Source organism: Bacteroidota bacterium (assembly GCA_017303905.1).
Classification (GTDB): Bacteria; Bacteroidota; Bacteroidia; order B-17B0; family Aurantibacillaceae; genus JAHEYG01.
The window spans coordinates 414,184-429,809 of record JAFLBH010000002.1; the positions used below are offsets into that span (position 1 = coordinate 414,184).

The 15,626-nt window shown below is 37.3% G+C and carries 11 protein-coding genes; 3 read left to right on the top strand and 8 right to left on the bottom strand.

The window, feature by feature from the left end; all coding sequences use genetic code 11:
- Positions 1–40: 40 nt before the first annotated feature.
- The 7 genes from map to J0L69_09570 form a co-directional block, all read right to left on the bottom strand.
- Positions 41–826 carry a type I methionyl aminopeptidase gene (map, locus tag J0L69_09540; GenBank protein MBN8693430.1) on the bottom strand — a complete coding sequence of 262 codons (786 nt, stop codon included), beginning with the start codon at positions 824–826 and terminating at the stop codon, positions 41–43.
- The gene (locus J0L69_09545; protein ID MBN8693431.1) at positions 823–1,287 is read right to left on the bottom strand and encodes a hydrolase; all 465 of its coding nucleotides are present in this window, start codon (positions 1,285–1,287) and stop codon (positions 823–825) included. The genes map and J0L69_09545 overlap by 4 nt, the downstream gene beginning before the upstream one ends.
- A gap of 1 nt (position 1,288) precedes the next feature.
- Positions 1,289–1,894 (bottom strand): 2,3-diphosphoglycerate-dependent phosphoglycerate mutase, encoded by a 606-nt coding sequence (locus tag J0L69_09550; GenBank protein ID MBN8693432.1) that lies wholly within the window; start codon positions 1,892–1,894, stop codon positions 1,289–1,291.
- Between the two features lie 63 nt (positions 1,895–1,957).
- Complete coding sequence (locus J0L69_09555; protein ID MBN8693433.1) at positions 1,958–3,403, bottom strand: fused MFS/spermidine synthase; 1,446 nt, start codon at positions 3,401–3,403, stop codon at positions 1,958–1,960.
- Positions 3,404–3,406: 3 nt separating this feature from the next.
- Positions 3,407–4,393: a hypothetical protein gene (locus J0L69_09560; GenBank protein ID MBN8693434.1), complete on the bottom strand. Its 987-nt coding sequence runs from the start codon at positions 4,391–4,393 to the stop codon at positions 3,407–3,409.
- A 1-nt stretch (position 4,394) separates the two neighbouring features.
- Positions 4,395–5,474 (bottom strand): chorismate synthase, encoded by a 1,080-nt coding sequence (gene aroC, locus J0L69_09565; protein MBN8693435.1) that lies wholly within the window; start codon positions 5,472–5,474, stop codon positions 4,395–4,397.
- A 24-nt stretch (positions 5,475–5,498) separates the two neighbouring features.
- Entirely contained in the window at positions 5,499–6,257 is a 759-nt protein-coding gene (locus J0L69_09570) for a hypothetical protein (GenBank protein ID MBN8693436.1), read from the bottom strand.
- Between the two features lie 63 nt (positions 6,258–6,320).
- Here J0L69_09570 and J0L69_09575 point away from each other — a divergent pair, with 63 nt between their 5' ends.
- Positions 6,321–7,571, top strand: a complete 1,251-nt coding sequence (locus tag J0L69_09575; GenBank protein ID MBN8693437.1) for an imidazolonepropionase — start codon at positions 6,321–6,323, stop codon at positions 7,569–7,571.
- Here J0L69_09575 and J0L69_09580 read toward each other — a convergent pair whose 3' ends face one another.
- Positions 7,572–12,086, bottom strand: a complete 4,515-nt coding sequence (locus tag J0L69_09580; GenBank protein ID MBN8693438.1) for a translocation/assembly module TamB — start codon at positions 12,084–12,086, stop codon at positions 7,572–7,574.
- A 29-nt stretch (positions 12,087–12,115) separates the two neighbouring features.
- Between J0L69_09580 and tsaD the strand changes: the two genes are divergently transcribed.
- Both tsaD and lpdA read left to right on the top strand, forming a co-directional pair.
- On the top strand, positions 12,116–13,192 hold the full coding sequence (gene tsaD / locus J0L69_09585) for a tRNA (adenosine(37)-N6)-threonylcarbamoyltransferase complex transferase subunit TsaD (GenBank protein MBN8693439.1): 1,077 nt from the start codon (positions 12,116–12,118) through the stop codon (positions 13,190–13,192).
- Positions 13,193–14,176: 984 nt separating this feature from the next.
- Positions 14,177–15,565, top strand: coding sequence for a dihydrolipoyl dehydrogenase (lpdA, locus tag J0L69_09590; protein MBN8693440.1), 1,389 nt, complete (start codon positions 14,177–14,179; stop codon positions 15,563–15,565).
- Positions 15,566–15,626 lie beyond the last annotated feature (61 nt).

The following is a 15,626-nucleotide window of genomic DNA, read 5'->3' on the forward strand; positions in this document are numbered from 1 at the left end:
ATATGTTTCGTAACGAAATAATGGCGTTTAAAATTTTAATTTATTTTTTTGCCAAAGCTTCCTCCACATAAGCAAAAGTGGAAAGTATCTCAGGTTTACCGTCAATGATAGCTACGTCATGCTCAAAATGAGCACTCGGCAGTCCGTCGGCTGTTATGATGGTCCAGCCATCGTTTAATTGCGTAATGTTTTTCTTACCCAAATTAATCATCGGTTCAATCGCAATCACCATTCCGTCTTTTAATTTCGGACCGTCTCCACGCTTACCATAATTTGGCACTTCCGGTTCTTCGTGCAAGCTTTTTCCTAAACCATGTCCTACTAACTCACGCACTACACCGTAACCATGACTCTCTGCATGATGTTGTATGGCGTAACTGATATCCCCAATACGGTTTCCGGCACGGGTTTGCTCAATACCTTTGTACAAAGCTTCTAAAGTCACATCCAATAATTTTCTGTGTTCAGGTTTTATCTCACCAATCCCAAAAGTATATGCATGATCGCCATAAAATCCATTTTTCTTTACACCGCAATCCACCGATACAATATCTCCGTCTTTGAGTGGTTTATTGGTTGGGATACCATGTACAACTGCCTCATTAATGGAAATACACAAAGTAGCCGGAAATGGAGGATTTCCTCTGTAACCTTTAAACGCGGGAACGCCACCGTTATCACGAATATATTCCTCGGCAATTTTATCCAGAAAAACAGGTTCTACACCCGGTTTAATGTGCTCTGCTACTAAACCCAAGGTACGCGATACCATGAGGGCTGATTCGCGCATCAATTCAATCTCTTCTCTTGTTTTAATATAAATCATTTTCTTCCTAAGAACCTTTTAAAAAATGAAACTTCTTCTTTTTTATAATTGTTATGTGCATCCGGATTCACCACTACATGAAAAAAATCCCCGCCATCAGGATGTAACATTTGCCATACTTCACTCCAACCTCTGAATCCGCCAATGTTTCTATCGTCAATAAAAATATCGGCGTTTAATTTACGTGCCACCTTTTCCGAAACTTCTTCCTCCGGAAAATTACGATTCACCGCATAAAACTCAACACCGTTCTTCCTGCAATATTCAACAGCTTCATGCAATAAATCACCATGACGATACGTCCATAAAATCAATTTATGTCCCTTTGCCTGCAATGCTTTTAACGTTGCAAAAGCAAATAACATTTCTTTACCAATTCCGGGATAGGCATGTTCTACTATCGTACCGTCGAAATCAACAGCAATGACTTTACTATCCGGACTTATAAAATGGTTCGACATATTATAAATTTTTAGCTGCAGTTACATTCATGTTAGTATCCAATTCATATAAACGAGGCTCAGCCGTTCCAATCTCGAATTGTAAAATTTGCTCAGGTGTCATTTTTTCCAAATACATGATTAGGGCACGCAAACTATTTCCATGTGCTGCAATCACAATGTTTTTTCCGGCTTTCAACTTCGGAACAATTTCCTTTTCGAAATAAGGAATAACACGTGCTGCAGTATCCTTTAAACTTTCACCATTAGGAGGCGCGATATCGAAACTGCGGCGCCATATTTTTACTTGTTCGTCACCGTATTTCGCTGCTGTATCAGCCTTATTTAAACCTTGTAAATCGCCATACATTCGCTCATTTAAAGCAGCATCATAAATTGGTGTTATTGGTGAATGCCCTGCTGTTTCAAGCGCCAGACTCAATGTTTTTTGTGCCCGTTGCAATGAAGACGAATAAGCATAATCAAATTTGTATCCCTTCAATTTTAAACCTGCATTCTTTGCTTCCTGAATGCCCTTTTCCGTTAAATCCACATCTACCCATCCGGTAAATTTGTTTTCTAAATTCCAAACACTTTGTCCGTGACGAAAAATTACTAATTGTGACATAAAATATACTCTGAGTTCGTTTTAAAAATTAAAGTATAAATATACGAACAAAAAAGCTATTTTTTAATTAGCTGAATAGTAGTAAAGTATGTAGTTTTTACGCCAGGTTTGATTGGCAAGAGCGTTGTATTTCTCTAACAACGGTTTAGCATCGGTATTGATTAAATCACACGATTCTACGGCTTCCTGAATTTCATATTTTTTAACGTCAGGCGACTTAAGAGATGCAAAAATCAAAATATTTCTTTCGTCTTCTTTACCTGATGCCGCAACCATTTTACAATTAAATCCTGCACTTTTTAAGGTGTTCAATAAAATAGAAGTTCCTAAGCCACGCTCGCCTTTTAGATAACCATGCCAGTTAATAATCAAACTTGCGTTCTCTTGCAAATTCTGCTTTAAACGCTGTAAACTCTCTGAGGTAATAACATGTACAGGTTGCTCTTCGGCTTTAAACACGTCAATTAAAACGAGATCATATTTCTCATTGCAATTATTCATAAATCGACGTGCATCATCAGCAATAGCTAGTGTGGATTTATGGAGATGAAAATAATTTTTCGCCACTTCAACAATCCTTTCATCCAATTCAACGCCTGTTACCTTATATCCCTTTTCAGCGAGTAAATTGGAGGTGAGTCCGCCCCCCATACCTAGAACTAATGCGTTTTTATTTTGCGTTAAAGACAGGTTAGAATCCAGTAAAGCTATGTATTGAGAAACAGATTTGCCGGTTTGGATATTCATCTCCGATTGAACTGTGTTATTCACTAACAATTTTCTTACAACTAAATTTTCAATCGTATCTTCAATGACGTTTATTTTCCCGAGCATTCCATCACTTTGATAAATACAATTTTTAAGAGGAGTTTTCGAAGTAAATCCGCTCACTAAAAACATTAACAATAAAACCGCTGCTTTAAAACCGTTAGATTTATGAAGAAGAATTAATGATAATGCCAGCAACGAGGCAAATACAAATAAAGTGGTGCTAATTCCAAATGAAGGAATAAACAAAAAACCACATAAGAAAGTGGAAATAATTCCTCCCAAAGTAGAAATCGAATAAACGAGTCCGCTTACCCTACCCGATTCATTTGAATTTTGTGTTTGAATGGAAATAATAAGCGGAGAGGCTGCGCCCATTAACAACATCGGCACACTTAATAATAAAAGTGCAGAAATAGTAACTGAAAACAATAATCCAAACCGAAGAGCAATGGGTCCGAATAAATTGGCTATGAAAGGCATTGCGCCCATATACAAAGCGGAAATGAATAAAACCAATGATAGTTTTTTTACCCTGTCATTTTTCTCGCTTAATTTTCCCCCGTAAAAGTAACCGGCTGCTAAACTTCCCAGTGTAATCGCGATAACTGCCGCCCACACATATAAGCTACTGCCAAAATAAGGAGCAATTAATTTAGAACCGCACAATTCGGTAGCCATCACCGCTGCGCCTTCGAAAAAGCTGACAATATAAATGCTTCTATTTGATTTAGTCTGCAAGAATTAATTTCCGTTGTTCTGACGGCGCTCTAAAGTATAAACGTATTGATGCGCTAATTTAGTTCCGTAATCCGAATACGATTTACGTGCCCACTTTAACGCTTCGTTTAAATCACCCTTTACTTCATAAGCAATAGCGATGTTATAACACGAACGGCCCGCGGTTTTTCTATTATCCGATTTAGCTGTTTCTTTCCATATTTCAATCGCTCCATCCCAATCGTTCACGTAGGCTCTTCTTACGCCAACCGAAAACTGTGCGCTTTTTCCTTTTTTATAATAATCACGGTGTACCCAGTAAAAAGAAGAGCAAAACTTGGAAGCTTCGCGTTCACCAATAACCGCAGCTGTATTTTTTACTGCCTGAGTCGGTAAAGGTGATAAAATAGGAACGCCTGTTGCGATTTCGTGTACGACTTCATCACTATAATGAATAATCTGTTTCGTTAAGGTATCATACAATATCCAACCATACATCACATGATAGCGAATATCTTTTACGCCATTCACATTCCCGTTTAATACTTGCATGCCGGTATTGATAGCACTTACCGCAGCATCCGAATTAGTATCGAATTTCTCTAACGACATTAAAGCATTGGATTTGTTTTCGCGACACACCTTTGTAACAACTTCCCATTTTAAAGGGTCGCTCTTAAACGGACCAACATTCCCTCTTAATCGATGTTTTTCAGGAATAACGGTAGTAACCGGACCGTAAGAATTAATATAACGCGAAAAACTGAAGAGCGCGTCTTCAGGTCCAACCTTATCTCCAAATACAGATTCGCCTGTAATTACAGACTCAAAAATGTTTTGTTGTTTTTTAGAACTATCGATTATGGTGCGATTTACCAAAGCGATTTGTTTAACATGCTCCGGTAATTGCACCAATGGTGGATTGTATAACTTAAATCGTAAATCAACTGTTTTACAACTGCTGAGCACAAGAGCCGCAAAAATGACGATAAGATACTTTAATTTTTTCATGTTACTTTTTATAAGCATTCATACGTAAAAAATGATCGGCCAACACTAATGCGGCCATGCTTTCTACAATTGGCACGGCGCGTGGTAATACACAAGGATCATGACGGCCTTTCGCTTCAAGATTTACTTCTTCTCCTTTTACATTAACACTTTTTTGCACTTGCATAATGGTTGCAACCGGTTTAAAAGCCACTTTAAAGTAAATATCTTCGCCATTGCTGATGCCACCCTGCACACCACCACTGTTATTTGTTGTAGTGTGTATAGCACCTTTTTCATTGGAAAAAATATCGTTTAATTGTGACCCCATGTAGTTAACAGAATCAAAGCCCGTGCCAAACTCAAAGCCTTTAACAGCATTTATGCTTAACATCGCTTTACCGATATCCGCATGCAATTTATCAAACACAGGTTCTCCTAATCCGACAGGTGTTCCTTTGATGACGCATGAAATAATTCCGCCAACAGTATCTCCTTTTTTACGCACCTCCTCAATCAAAGCAATCATTTTATCAGCTATATCGGCATCGGGACAACGAATAATATTTTCTTCCGTTTTAGATAAATCAAGTTCCGAATACTTTTTGCTGAGTGTGATGGAATGTACGGTGCTTACATAAGCCTGAATGCTTATGCCAAACTGTTTTAAAAATAATTTTGCAATGGCACCGGCTACAATACGACAAGCCGTTTCGCGTGCCGACGACCTTCCTCCTCCTCTGTAATCGCGAATGCCATACTTCTTTTCATAGGTATAATCGGCATGTGAGGGACGAAAGTTATCTTTCAGATGTTCGTAATCTTTACTCTTTTGGTTTTCGTTTTCAATAATAAAACCAATGGGCGTACCGGTAGTTTTACCTTCAAATACACCCGACAGAAATTTTACCGTATCACTTTCTTTACGCTGAGTTGTAATGTGCGATTGGCCGGGTTTACGGCGATCCAATTCGTTTTGAATGAACTCAAAATCGAGCGTTATTTGAGGTGGACAACCATCCAAAATTCCGCCAATCGCTTCACCATGGCTTTCGCCAAAAGTTGTGAGTGTAAAAAGCTTGCCAAAAGTATTACCTGCCATATAAGCAAAGGTAATAAATAAGCGCTAAAACCTATAACAAATAGAAAGGTCGGAGAATAAAGTACCATCGAAATCAAAGTTGGTGGATCTAAACTCATTTAACTTACCCGTCTTATTTTCTGTAATTCTATCTCGGTTAAACGAGACACTCATGGTAGGTCCGAATGTTGCAGATACAAGCCAGTGCTTACTTATTGGTAAACGTACATTGTAGAACGCCTGAAGACCAATCCCAATTCCATCCGTAACTTTAACATTTCCCATTGTATCAACCCTCTGCTTAACAACATTAAATATCGAATTCTGCTCTTCAAGAGGTGTTGATTTTCCGGTCCACAGGTACACATCTTCTAACCTTTTATGCTGATAATTTAGAAAAACATAAGCTCCAACAGATTGACAAAGTTTACGGTTTCTTATCACTCTTTCATAGCCCAAATTCAATTGCGTTTTAGGTGTTTGTCGGTATTGGAGGTTGTAATAAATCAAATTTGTATCATTCACCGAATGTAATGTTACAAATCCGTTTTTACTTTGAACATTATAATCAGCATACGGGAATAATGCTAATGAAACGCGCATGTAGTTTTTAGTACCGAACATTCTCCTGTAGTTTAATGATAAACGGGCATTTTGTAGAGGAATTGAACCGCTTAACACATTTACCAGAGGCAATGTATTAACACCAATTTCATTTCTATAAAATTTAACCGAATCCTTCTTTTGCGCTTTAAGATTTATACCTAAACCAAAGAAAGCAATTATTAAAACTATCTGTTTCATACCTTAATAACGTCGTTAGAATATTTTTTATTGTATGCGGCATTTATTTAACTTTACGCAAGGATGAAACTTCTTATCAAAAACATAAAAACACTTGTTCAGGTTAGAGATAACGTGATTGAAAAAGTAAGCGGAAAAGCAATGTCTGACCTTCCTTGTATCGAAGATGCTTGGTTGGCTATCGACAACGGACTCATTGCAGACTATGGCACAATGGAAGATTTTCCGGGAATTATCGACTGGAAAGATTTAGAAGTGATTGATGCGACAGGAAAAATAGTCATGCCATGTTATGCCGATAGTCACACGCACATTGTATACGCAGGTAATCGTGAAGGCGAATTTGTTGACCGCATTAATGGTTTAACGTACGAAGAAATTGCTAAACGTGGCGGTGGTATTTTAAATTCAGCGCAAAAATTACGTGAGGTAAGTGAAGATGATTTATTCGAACAATCTTTGATCCGTTTTTTTGAAGTAATCAAACAAGGAACCGGTGCCATTGAAATTAAAAGCGGTTATGGCTTAAACACAGAAGCAGAATTGAAAATGCTTCGGGTTATTAAACGTCTGAAAGATTTAAATATCATTCCCGTAAAAGCTACGTTTTTAGGCGCGCATGCCATTCCTGCCGAATACAAAGGGAATAAAGAAGGCTACATTCAATTAATAATTAATGAAATGTTACCGGCAATCGCAAAAGAAAAGTTAGCAGATTATATTGATGTATTTTGCGAAAACGGATATTTCAGTGCTGAAGAAACAAAACTAATTTTAGAGGCGGGATTAAAGCACGGACTTATTCCAAAAGTACATGCCGAGCAATTGAGCCACAGCAACGGAATACAAACAGCAGTAGCGTGTCAGGCTATTAGTGTTGATCACTTGGAGTTTTGTAACGATAAAGACATAGAAGTTTTAAAAAACAGTAAAACCATGCCAACTGTTTTACCCGGCGCTGCCTTCTTTCTCTCATTACCTTTACCTCCGGCCCGTAAAATGATTGATGCAGGATTAGCTGTCGCATTCGCGAGTGATTATAATCCCGGAAGTTCGCCAAGCGGTAATATGAATTTCATGATGAGCCTCGGCTGTATTCAATATAAATTAAATCCTGCTGAAACAATTAACGCTTGTACCATTAACTCTGCTTACGCGATGGGTTTAAGTCATGAAGTTGGCAGTATTACTCCCGGTAAACGTGCCAATATTTTTATTACACATCCAATCAGCTCTTACAATTACATTCCGTATGCATTTGGAAGTAATTTAATTGAAACCGTATTGATTAACGGAGAAAAGATTAAGCATTAATCAACCACCGTTTGATTGACTTTCTTCTGTAGGTGTTTGTGATTTGGATTTACCTCCTACCGATTTAATTTTCTTGAGATAACGCTTAAATAAATCGTCAAACGATTCAAATTCTTCCCTGTAAAATGCACCTACTCCTTGTGTGAATGGTCCACCTGAAGTAGTGATTTGCGTGTTATCATTACTTCGGTTAAAGCCCTTCACACGATAACGCCCGTCTTCGGTTAATTTGTATTCTATATTCACATCACCGATTAATCCGGTTGAGTTAGTAGACGTTTGTGAGTTACTGTTGTAACCCAAGTTACCATCAACAGACAAACGATTATTTAATAATTGCTTGGAGAGAGCTATATCTAATTCATCGCTGCTAGTTTCACTACCCGGACGGTAATTTACACCAATATCCACATCCTTAGTTAAGTTATTGAGCCAACCACTTAAACGATTCGACAACATCTCCGTTCCGTTAGCTGCAATGGCAGAACCCGCGGAAATACCTCCACCTTGTGAGTATTGAAGCGGTGTAACAAAACTTTTTAATAAGAGTAAAGAAAATACCTGACGATTTAATTCTTGTTCATCAATCAATAAGCTTTTTACTTTCGATAATGTATTTTCATCAATGGTAGGTAAATCAACGCCGAACGAAATATTTGGTGTAAGAAGCGTTTCTTTCATGTACAACTTACAATCAACCGGATAGCGACGTTTGTATACGCCTGTTGAGTCATATGGAAACAATGGAGCAATGGATGCTCTTTGTTTGTAATTGGCGGTTATATTAATTTCCGCGTCGTACGGACTACCACTCCAATTTATTGTACTTCCCTTTTGAATATCGAATTTCTTGGTGATAAAATTTTCCAATGTAAACATGTAATCTCCGGTGGTAATGACATATTCTCCAAACATATCAAACTTTCCAAGATTATTAATTTTTAATCGTAAATCACCTTTTCCTCTCGCCTTAATGATATCACCGCTTTTCTCATCAAAAATAATTTGTGCTTCCGCGTCAGGTGTTGCCGTTAATTGCATGTCTAAAGTAAAGCCGGATTTCATTAACACATCCGCTTTTTTAATGGTATCTTTCTTTACGAATTTAATAAATCCTGTTTCTGAAACTTCAGATGGATTATCAAGTGGTATAGTAAATATGGTTCCCTTTTCGGTTTTCGCGTTCGTGATTTGAATTTCCACATTATTAATAAAACCATAAATACCAACGTTACCACTCGCATAAGCCTTGCCATAGAACGGTTCCGTTTCGTTTCGCGGTTTATTTAGCACCAACATGTTTTTGAAATTCAAATCGTAGTCGATTCGCATGTTCTTAAAATTGTCGTGGAAAATATTTCCGTTTAAGGTTCCGTTAAAAACGGTTTTCTTGGTTACATCATCGCCTATCTTTAAATCCTCAAAGCGAATCTGATCCGGCATCACCTCCACATTCCCGATAACATTATAGGTCACATTCAGATAATCTACTTTCATTTCACAAAGAATGATTTTGAAATTTCCGTTGATAGCAGGCTTTGCCGGTGTACCGGTAATTTTCGCGCTTCCGGCGATTAAACAAGGTTTAAATGATAAAATACCTTCAAGGTAACGATTCAATATTTTCAAGTTCGCCGGATTTGCGTTAAAACCAATATCCAAACTTTCTTCTTTTCTATCGGTATAATAGTAACCGTTAAAGCTTATGTTTTTGATAACATCACCATTAAAATTGGTAAAACCAAGCGTTGTAAATCCATCCAGATAAATGTATTTATAGGCATTAAAGTACTCGGCATTTAATTCTCCTTGCCCCAAATTATTATCATTAATATCGAGTTTATTAAAATTAAGTTTACTGCTGAATACAAGATTACCGGAGTGCTTTTGTAAGGAGAAGCCGCCATCCACAATACCTTTTACTTTTAAGGCGTCGCCAATAAACGGACTTAACTGAGTTAAATCGAAATTAGCCAATTGGAAAACCAATTTATCCTTTGGTGCGTTCGATAAGGTACCATTGATACTTAACTTTTGAATGCCATTGGCAAAAACCAGAGGATTAATCGTAAGAGCTCCGGATGAATCAACAACCGTGTTACCACTTGTAATCATGTTCCATGTACTGTCTCTTACAGTTAAAAAGAATTGTTCGTAGCTGATATTAGCAGTGTTGTTTTCAAATATCATACGACCAAAAAGCTTACCTGCATTATTCGGAACCGTTTTATTATTCCATTCGAGATTGTATTTCGTGTTTTTATCGTTCGACACTAAATACATAAAGTAATTATTAATGGAAATACTATCCGTTAAATTTATTTTGTCGGATTTTAATACCAGATTGACTTTATTATTTTTTGAATAAGACTCTATTCGATTATTGGAAAAACGAACTCCTTTATATCTGATAGAATCCGATTTCATGTTAAGGTTAAATATATTTTTTGAAGCATCGAAATCACCATCAAAAACAGAATTAGGACTCACCGATAAATCATTTATGAATAAATCGCGAATGGTATTAAATTTTTTAACGGTAATTTTATATTTAAAATAATCCGTGTATACGTTTTTACCCTTTGGTTTACTCACAAAGGCAGGATAATACGAATAGAGAAGAGTGTGGAATGCACCCTCCAGGTTTGATAATTTAAATGGTCCGTTAACACTGAAATTAAAAACATTTGAATTCAGACGAATGTTTTTCTCAACAGCTTGCTGCTCCAGATGTAAATCGAAGGTGCTTACTTTGTGTTCCTTTTCCTCTGTTTTATATATCGTGTTATCAAAATTGATTAATCCGGAAAGATTATCAATATTGTCGCCTTGTAAATCCATAATGATTTGTGATGATATATATCCATCCTCTTTCGAATTAATAAAACCAAGGCGCTTAAGATTTAATTTATTAATTGTTGAGATAAAATCGATGTCGGGAACTTTGCCTGTAAAATCTACGCTACCATTAAAATCAAAATCAGCATTGGCATCCTTACTTATTAAATTTCCTTTAAATATTCTCTTTTGAATAGTACCGTCGATGTTTATGTTTTGATAAACGTAATTGTTATAACTGAAAGCAGCAATCTTACCATTCAGCTCCGCATTCAAATCCTTTAAAGTTATTCCGGAACCTTTAATTTTTGAATTTACCGTTAAGGCGCCCAGATTAGGGATATTTAATAATTTTCCCAAATGAAAACTTTCCGATACCAATAAGCCTTGATATTTTACTTTTTGCTTGGCGGTATCAATTTGCAAAGCTAAGTCGGTGTATGCTTTACCAAGTGCTGTTCGAAAGGTTCCTTTGGAAATAAAGTCATAATAATAGCCTTTTAACTCTCCGCTGTAATCCACCGTTCCTAGTCTGGCAACCTCAGATGGCAAACTTAGATTTTCTCCTTTCGTAAATGGGAATAATGGAATTTTTTCAAGATCACTTTTGGATGTAGAAAGATGTTGTGCCTTAAAATCAAAAAACGTATTATTAATATCCGGCAATCCTTTTATAGCTAAATCACCCGCGAAAATGGTATGATCACCAAAAGCCAGATACAAACTTTGCGTTTTGAAATCCTTCACATAGCCTTCAAAATTTCCGTTCACCTTCAATGATTTGTTCAATCCTTTCAGCTCTTTAGCAAAATAAGCGATATCATTAAAATGAACCAATGTTCCATCTACCAACATTCCGCTAATCTTTACACTATCAATAAACTCTTGGTAAGCCCGCCAGTTTTTATATTGAAAAGCTAAACTTCCTTGCACTTTACTATTCGGCGTTTCGAGGGTCAGCGCCTTACAAATTAAACTTTGCGGACCTACTTTAGCTTGAGTCGTTAGATTCTTCAACACTACACCGGAATGCTCTTCAGCATACAAACCTTTTATGTTTGCGAAAAAAGTTTCATCTATAATTTTAATTTCGCTGAATTCGCCCGACACATGCTTAACATGAATATTATTGTAATTCATATAGTCTTTTACCTCTGTATTATGACGTTCGTTACGATAGGTGAAATCCACATTATCTACGATTAGTGTTCCATATTTTATTTTCCAAGGTGAAGTACCGGATTTGGTAGTATCCGTGGAAGCAAAATAATCCGCTAAATGCTCGAAATTAAATTTGTCGGTTGATTTGTAACGAACAATCTTTACCGTTGTGTTCTTAACCAGAACACGATCAATATTTAAAGTTTTCTTTTCATAATCGAAATTACTTAAATCAACTTTTAAAGTAGATGCATAAACCAACGTATCGTGATTGTTGTCTTCAACAAACACATCCTTTAATTCCGCAGTTTTAATAAAATGAAGATGAACCGCTCCTACTTCAACACGTGTACCTAATTCAGAAGACAAATATGCAGTGGCTCTTTGTCCGAGCCAGGTTTGAACGCTATCTGTATTTACGGCAATAATCAGAAATACGAGCAAAAGAATAACCAGAACAAACAGATATTTGAGTGTTTTCAGTAATATTCTTGTAATTTTGCCCACTACGGCCATAAGCTATAAAGTTACAAATATTTGGCAGGATGAAAAATGACGAAGTATACATATTAGCAATAGAATCGAGCTGCGATGATACTTCGTGCGCTGTCTTAAAAAACGATGCGGTATTAGCAAATGTTACAGCCAATCAGAAAATTCATGAGCAATATGGCGGTGTAATTCCCGAATTAGCAAGCCGCGACCATCAAAAAAACATTGTTCCTGTGGTGGATGCAGCCATTCAAAAAGCCGGTGTTAAAATATCACAAATATCTGCGATTGCCTTTACGAAAGGTCCCGGTTTAATGGGCAGTTTATTGGTTGGGGCGAGCTTTGCCAAATCAATGGCAATGGCTTTACAAATTCCGCTGATTGAAGTGAATCACATGCAGGCACATATTTTAGCGCATTTTATTAGAGAAAATAGGTCGGAGTTGGGAGTTGGGAGTCCGGAGAATGTTACCAAAACTACAAACTACGAACTACGAACTCCCAACTTCCCCTTCCTGTGTCTAACGGTGAGCGGGGGTCATACACAAATCGTGAAAATTCATTCGCATTTGGATTTTGAATTGTTAGGCGAAACCATTGATGATGCGGTTGGCGAAGCTTTTGATAAAGCGGCAAAAATAATCGGACTACCATATCCCGGCGGACCAATGGTAGATAAGCTGGCACAAAGTGGAAATCCAAATAAATTCACGTTTTCTACACCACATGTCAATGATTTGAATTACAGTTTCAGTGGTATTAAAACTTCGTTTTTATACTTTATTCAGAATAATGTAAAAACGAATCCTGATTTTATAAAGGAAAACATCAATGACATTTGCGCCTCGTATCAAAATCATTTAATAAAAGTGCTCTTACATAATATCGAAATAGCGGCGAAACGTCATCATATAAACGACATTGCGATTTCAGGCGGTGTTTCTGCCAATAGTGAATTAAGAAAACAATTAATGGCGCTTGGAGAAAAAAACAAGTGGACTGTATTCATTCCACCATTCGAGTATTGTACCGATAATGCCGCCATGATTGGAATTACTGCTTACTATAAATATTTGAAACAAGATTTTTGCGGATTAGATGAAGTACCGCAGGCAAGGTTTGGGTTATAATTTCCTGTCAGTTCGAGCGTTTCCTGTCAGTTCGTCCCGATAGTTATCGGGAGTAGTCGAGAACTAAACAACTATCATTACAACGTCTCGCTCCGGCTCGACATGACATTCGTTTTAATTTGTCATTCCGACCGCAGGGAGGGATCTGTTCTTTTTCTTTTCCCGCGGATAGCGCAGATTTTCGCGGAATCTAATTCGTGTTTATTCGTGTAATTCGTGGCTAAAAAGATGTCTCGACTTCGCTCGACATGACACTCGTTGCAATTTGTCATTCCGACCGCAGGGAGGAATCTGTTCTTTTTCTTTTCCCGCGGATAGCGCAGATTTTCGCGGAATTTAATTCGTGTTTATTCGTGTAATTCATGGCTAAAAAGATGTCTCGACTTCGCTCGACATGACACTCGTTGTAATTTGTCATTCCGACCGTAGGGAGGAATCTTTTTTTTCTTTTCCCGCGGATAGCGCAGACCTGTGCATCGAAGCGATGTGTAGATGCTTTTTCGCGGAATCTAATTCGGGGCTCTTTTTTCATTTATTATTTTGTGTTATATGTCGCGAGGCACAGCTCGCGATGGAGAACATTACCTCTTCATTAAACATTAAACGCATAACATATAATAAGAAATGTTTAAGTTTTGTAGGCCATAAATAATATCCTTGGCCTCTCAGACTCTGCATCTCTGTGTTGAAATAAAGATGTCTCGACTGCGCTCGACATGACAGTTTAAATCCATTCGTCATTCCGACCGTAGGGAGGAATCTTTTTTTCTTTTTCCGTCATTGCAAGGTCGAGCTTTTCGCCTCGACCGAAGCAATCTCTACAAATAAGGATTGCTTCGTCGTCCCTCCTCGCAATGACGAAGACATGATGGTTCTCTGCTAATAATCCTCTGATTTCAAACAAATTGCAATACCAAATTAATTTCTGAATTTATAACATTTCAAGAATTTAAATCTTAAATTAGCACTTTACAAAATCAAATTATGAACTACGATGTTATTGTTATAGGAAGCGGTCCGGGCGGTTATGTTACTGCCATTCGCGCTTCACAATTAGGTTTTAAAACCGCCATTATTGAAAAAGAAAATTTAGGTGGTATTTGTTTAAACTGGGGATGTATTCCAACGAAAGCATTATTAAAAAGTGCTCAGGTATTTGAATATTTAAATCACGCAAAAGATTACGGAATTAGTGCAGATAATATCAAAGCTGATTTTGGTGCCGTTATTAAACGTAGCCGCGATGTGGCCGACGGAATGAGTAAAGGCATTCAGTTTTTGATGAAGAAAAATAAAATTGATGTCATCATGGGCACGGCTAAAGTAAAGCCGGGCAAAAAAGTGGAAGTTAAAGGTGCCGATGGAAAAGTAACTGTATACGATGGTAAACACATTATCATTGCAACAGGAGCACGTTCCCGTCAGTTACCTAATTTACCACAAGACGGTAAGAAAATTATTGGTTACCGCGAAGCGATGAGCTTACCAAAACAACCTAAGAGTTTAGTGGTTGTAGGTTCAGGTGCTATTGGTGTTGAGTTTGCTTACTTCTATGCAACAATGGGAACCAAAGTAACCATCGTTGAATTCATGCCGAACATTGTTCCGGTTGAAGATGAAGAAGTATCAAAGCAATTAGAGAAATCTTTCAAAAAAGTTGGTATCGAAATCATGACAGAAGCTTCTGTTGAAAGTGTGGATACCAAAGGAACAGATTGCAAAGTGCATGTTAAAACAAAAACCGGAAATGTTGTTCTTGATTCTGAAATCGTTTTATCTGCGGTAGGAATTGCTGCAAACATTGAAGGAATTGGTTTAGAAGAAACAGGTATTAAAACAGACAAAGGAAAAATCTTAACCGATAAATATTACGCTACGAATGTACCGGGTTATTATGCCATTGGTGATTGCGTAGGCGGACAAGCCTTAGCACACGTTGCTAGTGCAGAAGGAATTACCTGCGTTGAGAAAATCAAAGGCATGCACGTTGACCCTATTGATTACAATAACATTCCGGGTTGTACATATTGCCAACCTGAAATTGCTTCTGTTGGATTTACTGAGAAGAAAGCAAAAGAAGCCGGTTATACAGTTAAAGTTGGTAAGTTTCCATTCTCTGCATCAGGTAAAGCAAAAGCTGCCGGCGCATCCGATGGATTTATTAAATTAATCTTTGACGCTAAATACGGTGAGTTATTAGGCGCGCACATGATTGGTGCTAACGTTACAGAAATGGTAGCAGAATGTGTGGCTGTTCGTAAATTAGAAACAACAGGTCACGAATTAATTAAAACTGTTCACCCTCACCCTACCATGAGCGAAGCAATCATGGAAGCTGCAGCTGCAGCTTATGGTGAAGTAATACATTTGTAAAATATCATTTTCAATAGACAAAAAAAGCCTCTTCTTTTGAAGGGGCTTTTTTATTTATTTA

Excerpts from the sequence above, each read along its gene's own strand:
- lpdA (MBN8693440.1), top strand. The coding sequence starts at position 14,177 with ATGAACTACGATGTTATTGTTATAGGAAGCGGTCCGGGCGGTTATGTT.
- J0L69_09575 (MBN8693437.1), top strand. The coding sequence starts at position 6,321 with ATGAAACTTCTTATCAAAAACATAAAAACACTTGTTCAGGTTAGAGAT.
- J0L69_09545 (MBN8693431.1), bottom strand. The coding sequence starts at position 1,287 with ATGTCGAACCATTTTATAAGTCCGGATAGTAAAGTCATTGCTGTTGAT.
- J0L69_09560 (MBN8693434.1), bottom strand. The coding sequence starts at position 4,393 with ATGAAAAAATTAAAGTATCTTATCGTCATTTTTGCGGCTCTTGTGCTC.
- J0L69_09570 (MBN8693436.1), bottom strand. The coding sequence starts at position 6,257 with ATGAAACAGATAGTTTTAATAATTGCTTTCTTTGGTTTAGGTATAAAT.
- tsaD (MBN8693439.1), top strand. The coding sequence starts at position 12,116 with ATGAAAAATGACGAAGTATACATATTAGCAATAGAATCGAGCTGCGAT.
- J0L69_09550 (MBN8693432.1), bottom strand. The coding sequence starts at position 1,894 with ATGTCACAATTAGTAATTTTTCGTCACGGACAAAGTGTTTGGAATTTA.
- J0L69_09580 (MBN8693438.1), bottom strand. The coding sequence starts at position 12,086 with ATGGCCGTAGTGGGCAAAATTACAAGAATATTACTGAAAACACTCAAA.
- aroC (MBN8693435.1), bottom strand. The coding sequence starts at position 5,474 with ATGGCAGGTAATACTTTTGGCAAGCTTTTTACACTCACAACTTTTGGC.
- map (MBN8693430.1), bottom strand. The coding sequence starts at position 826 with ATGATTTATATTAAAACAAGAGAAGAGATTGAATTGATGCGCGAATCA.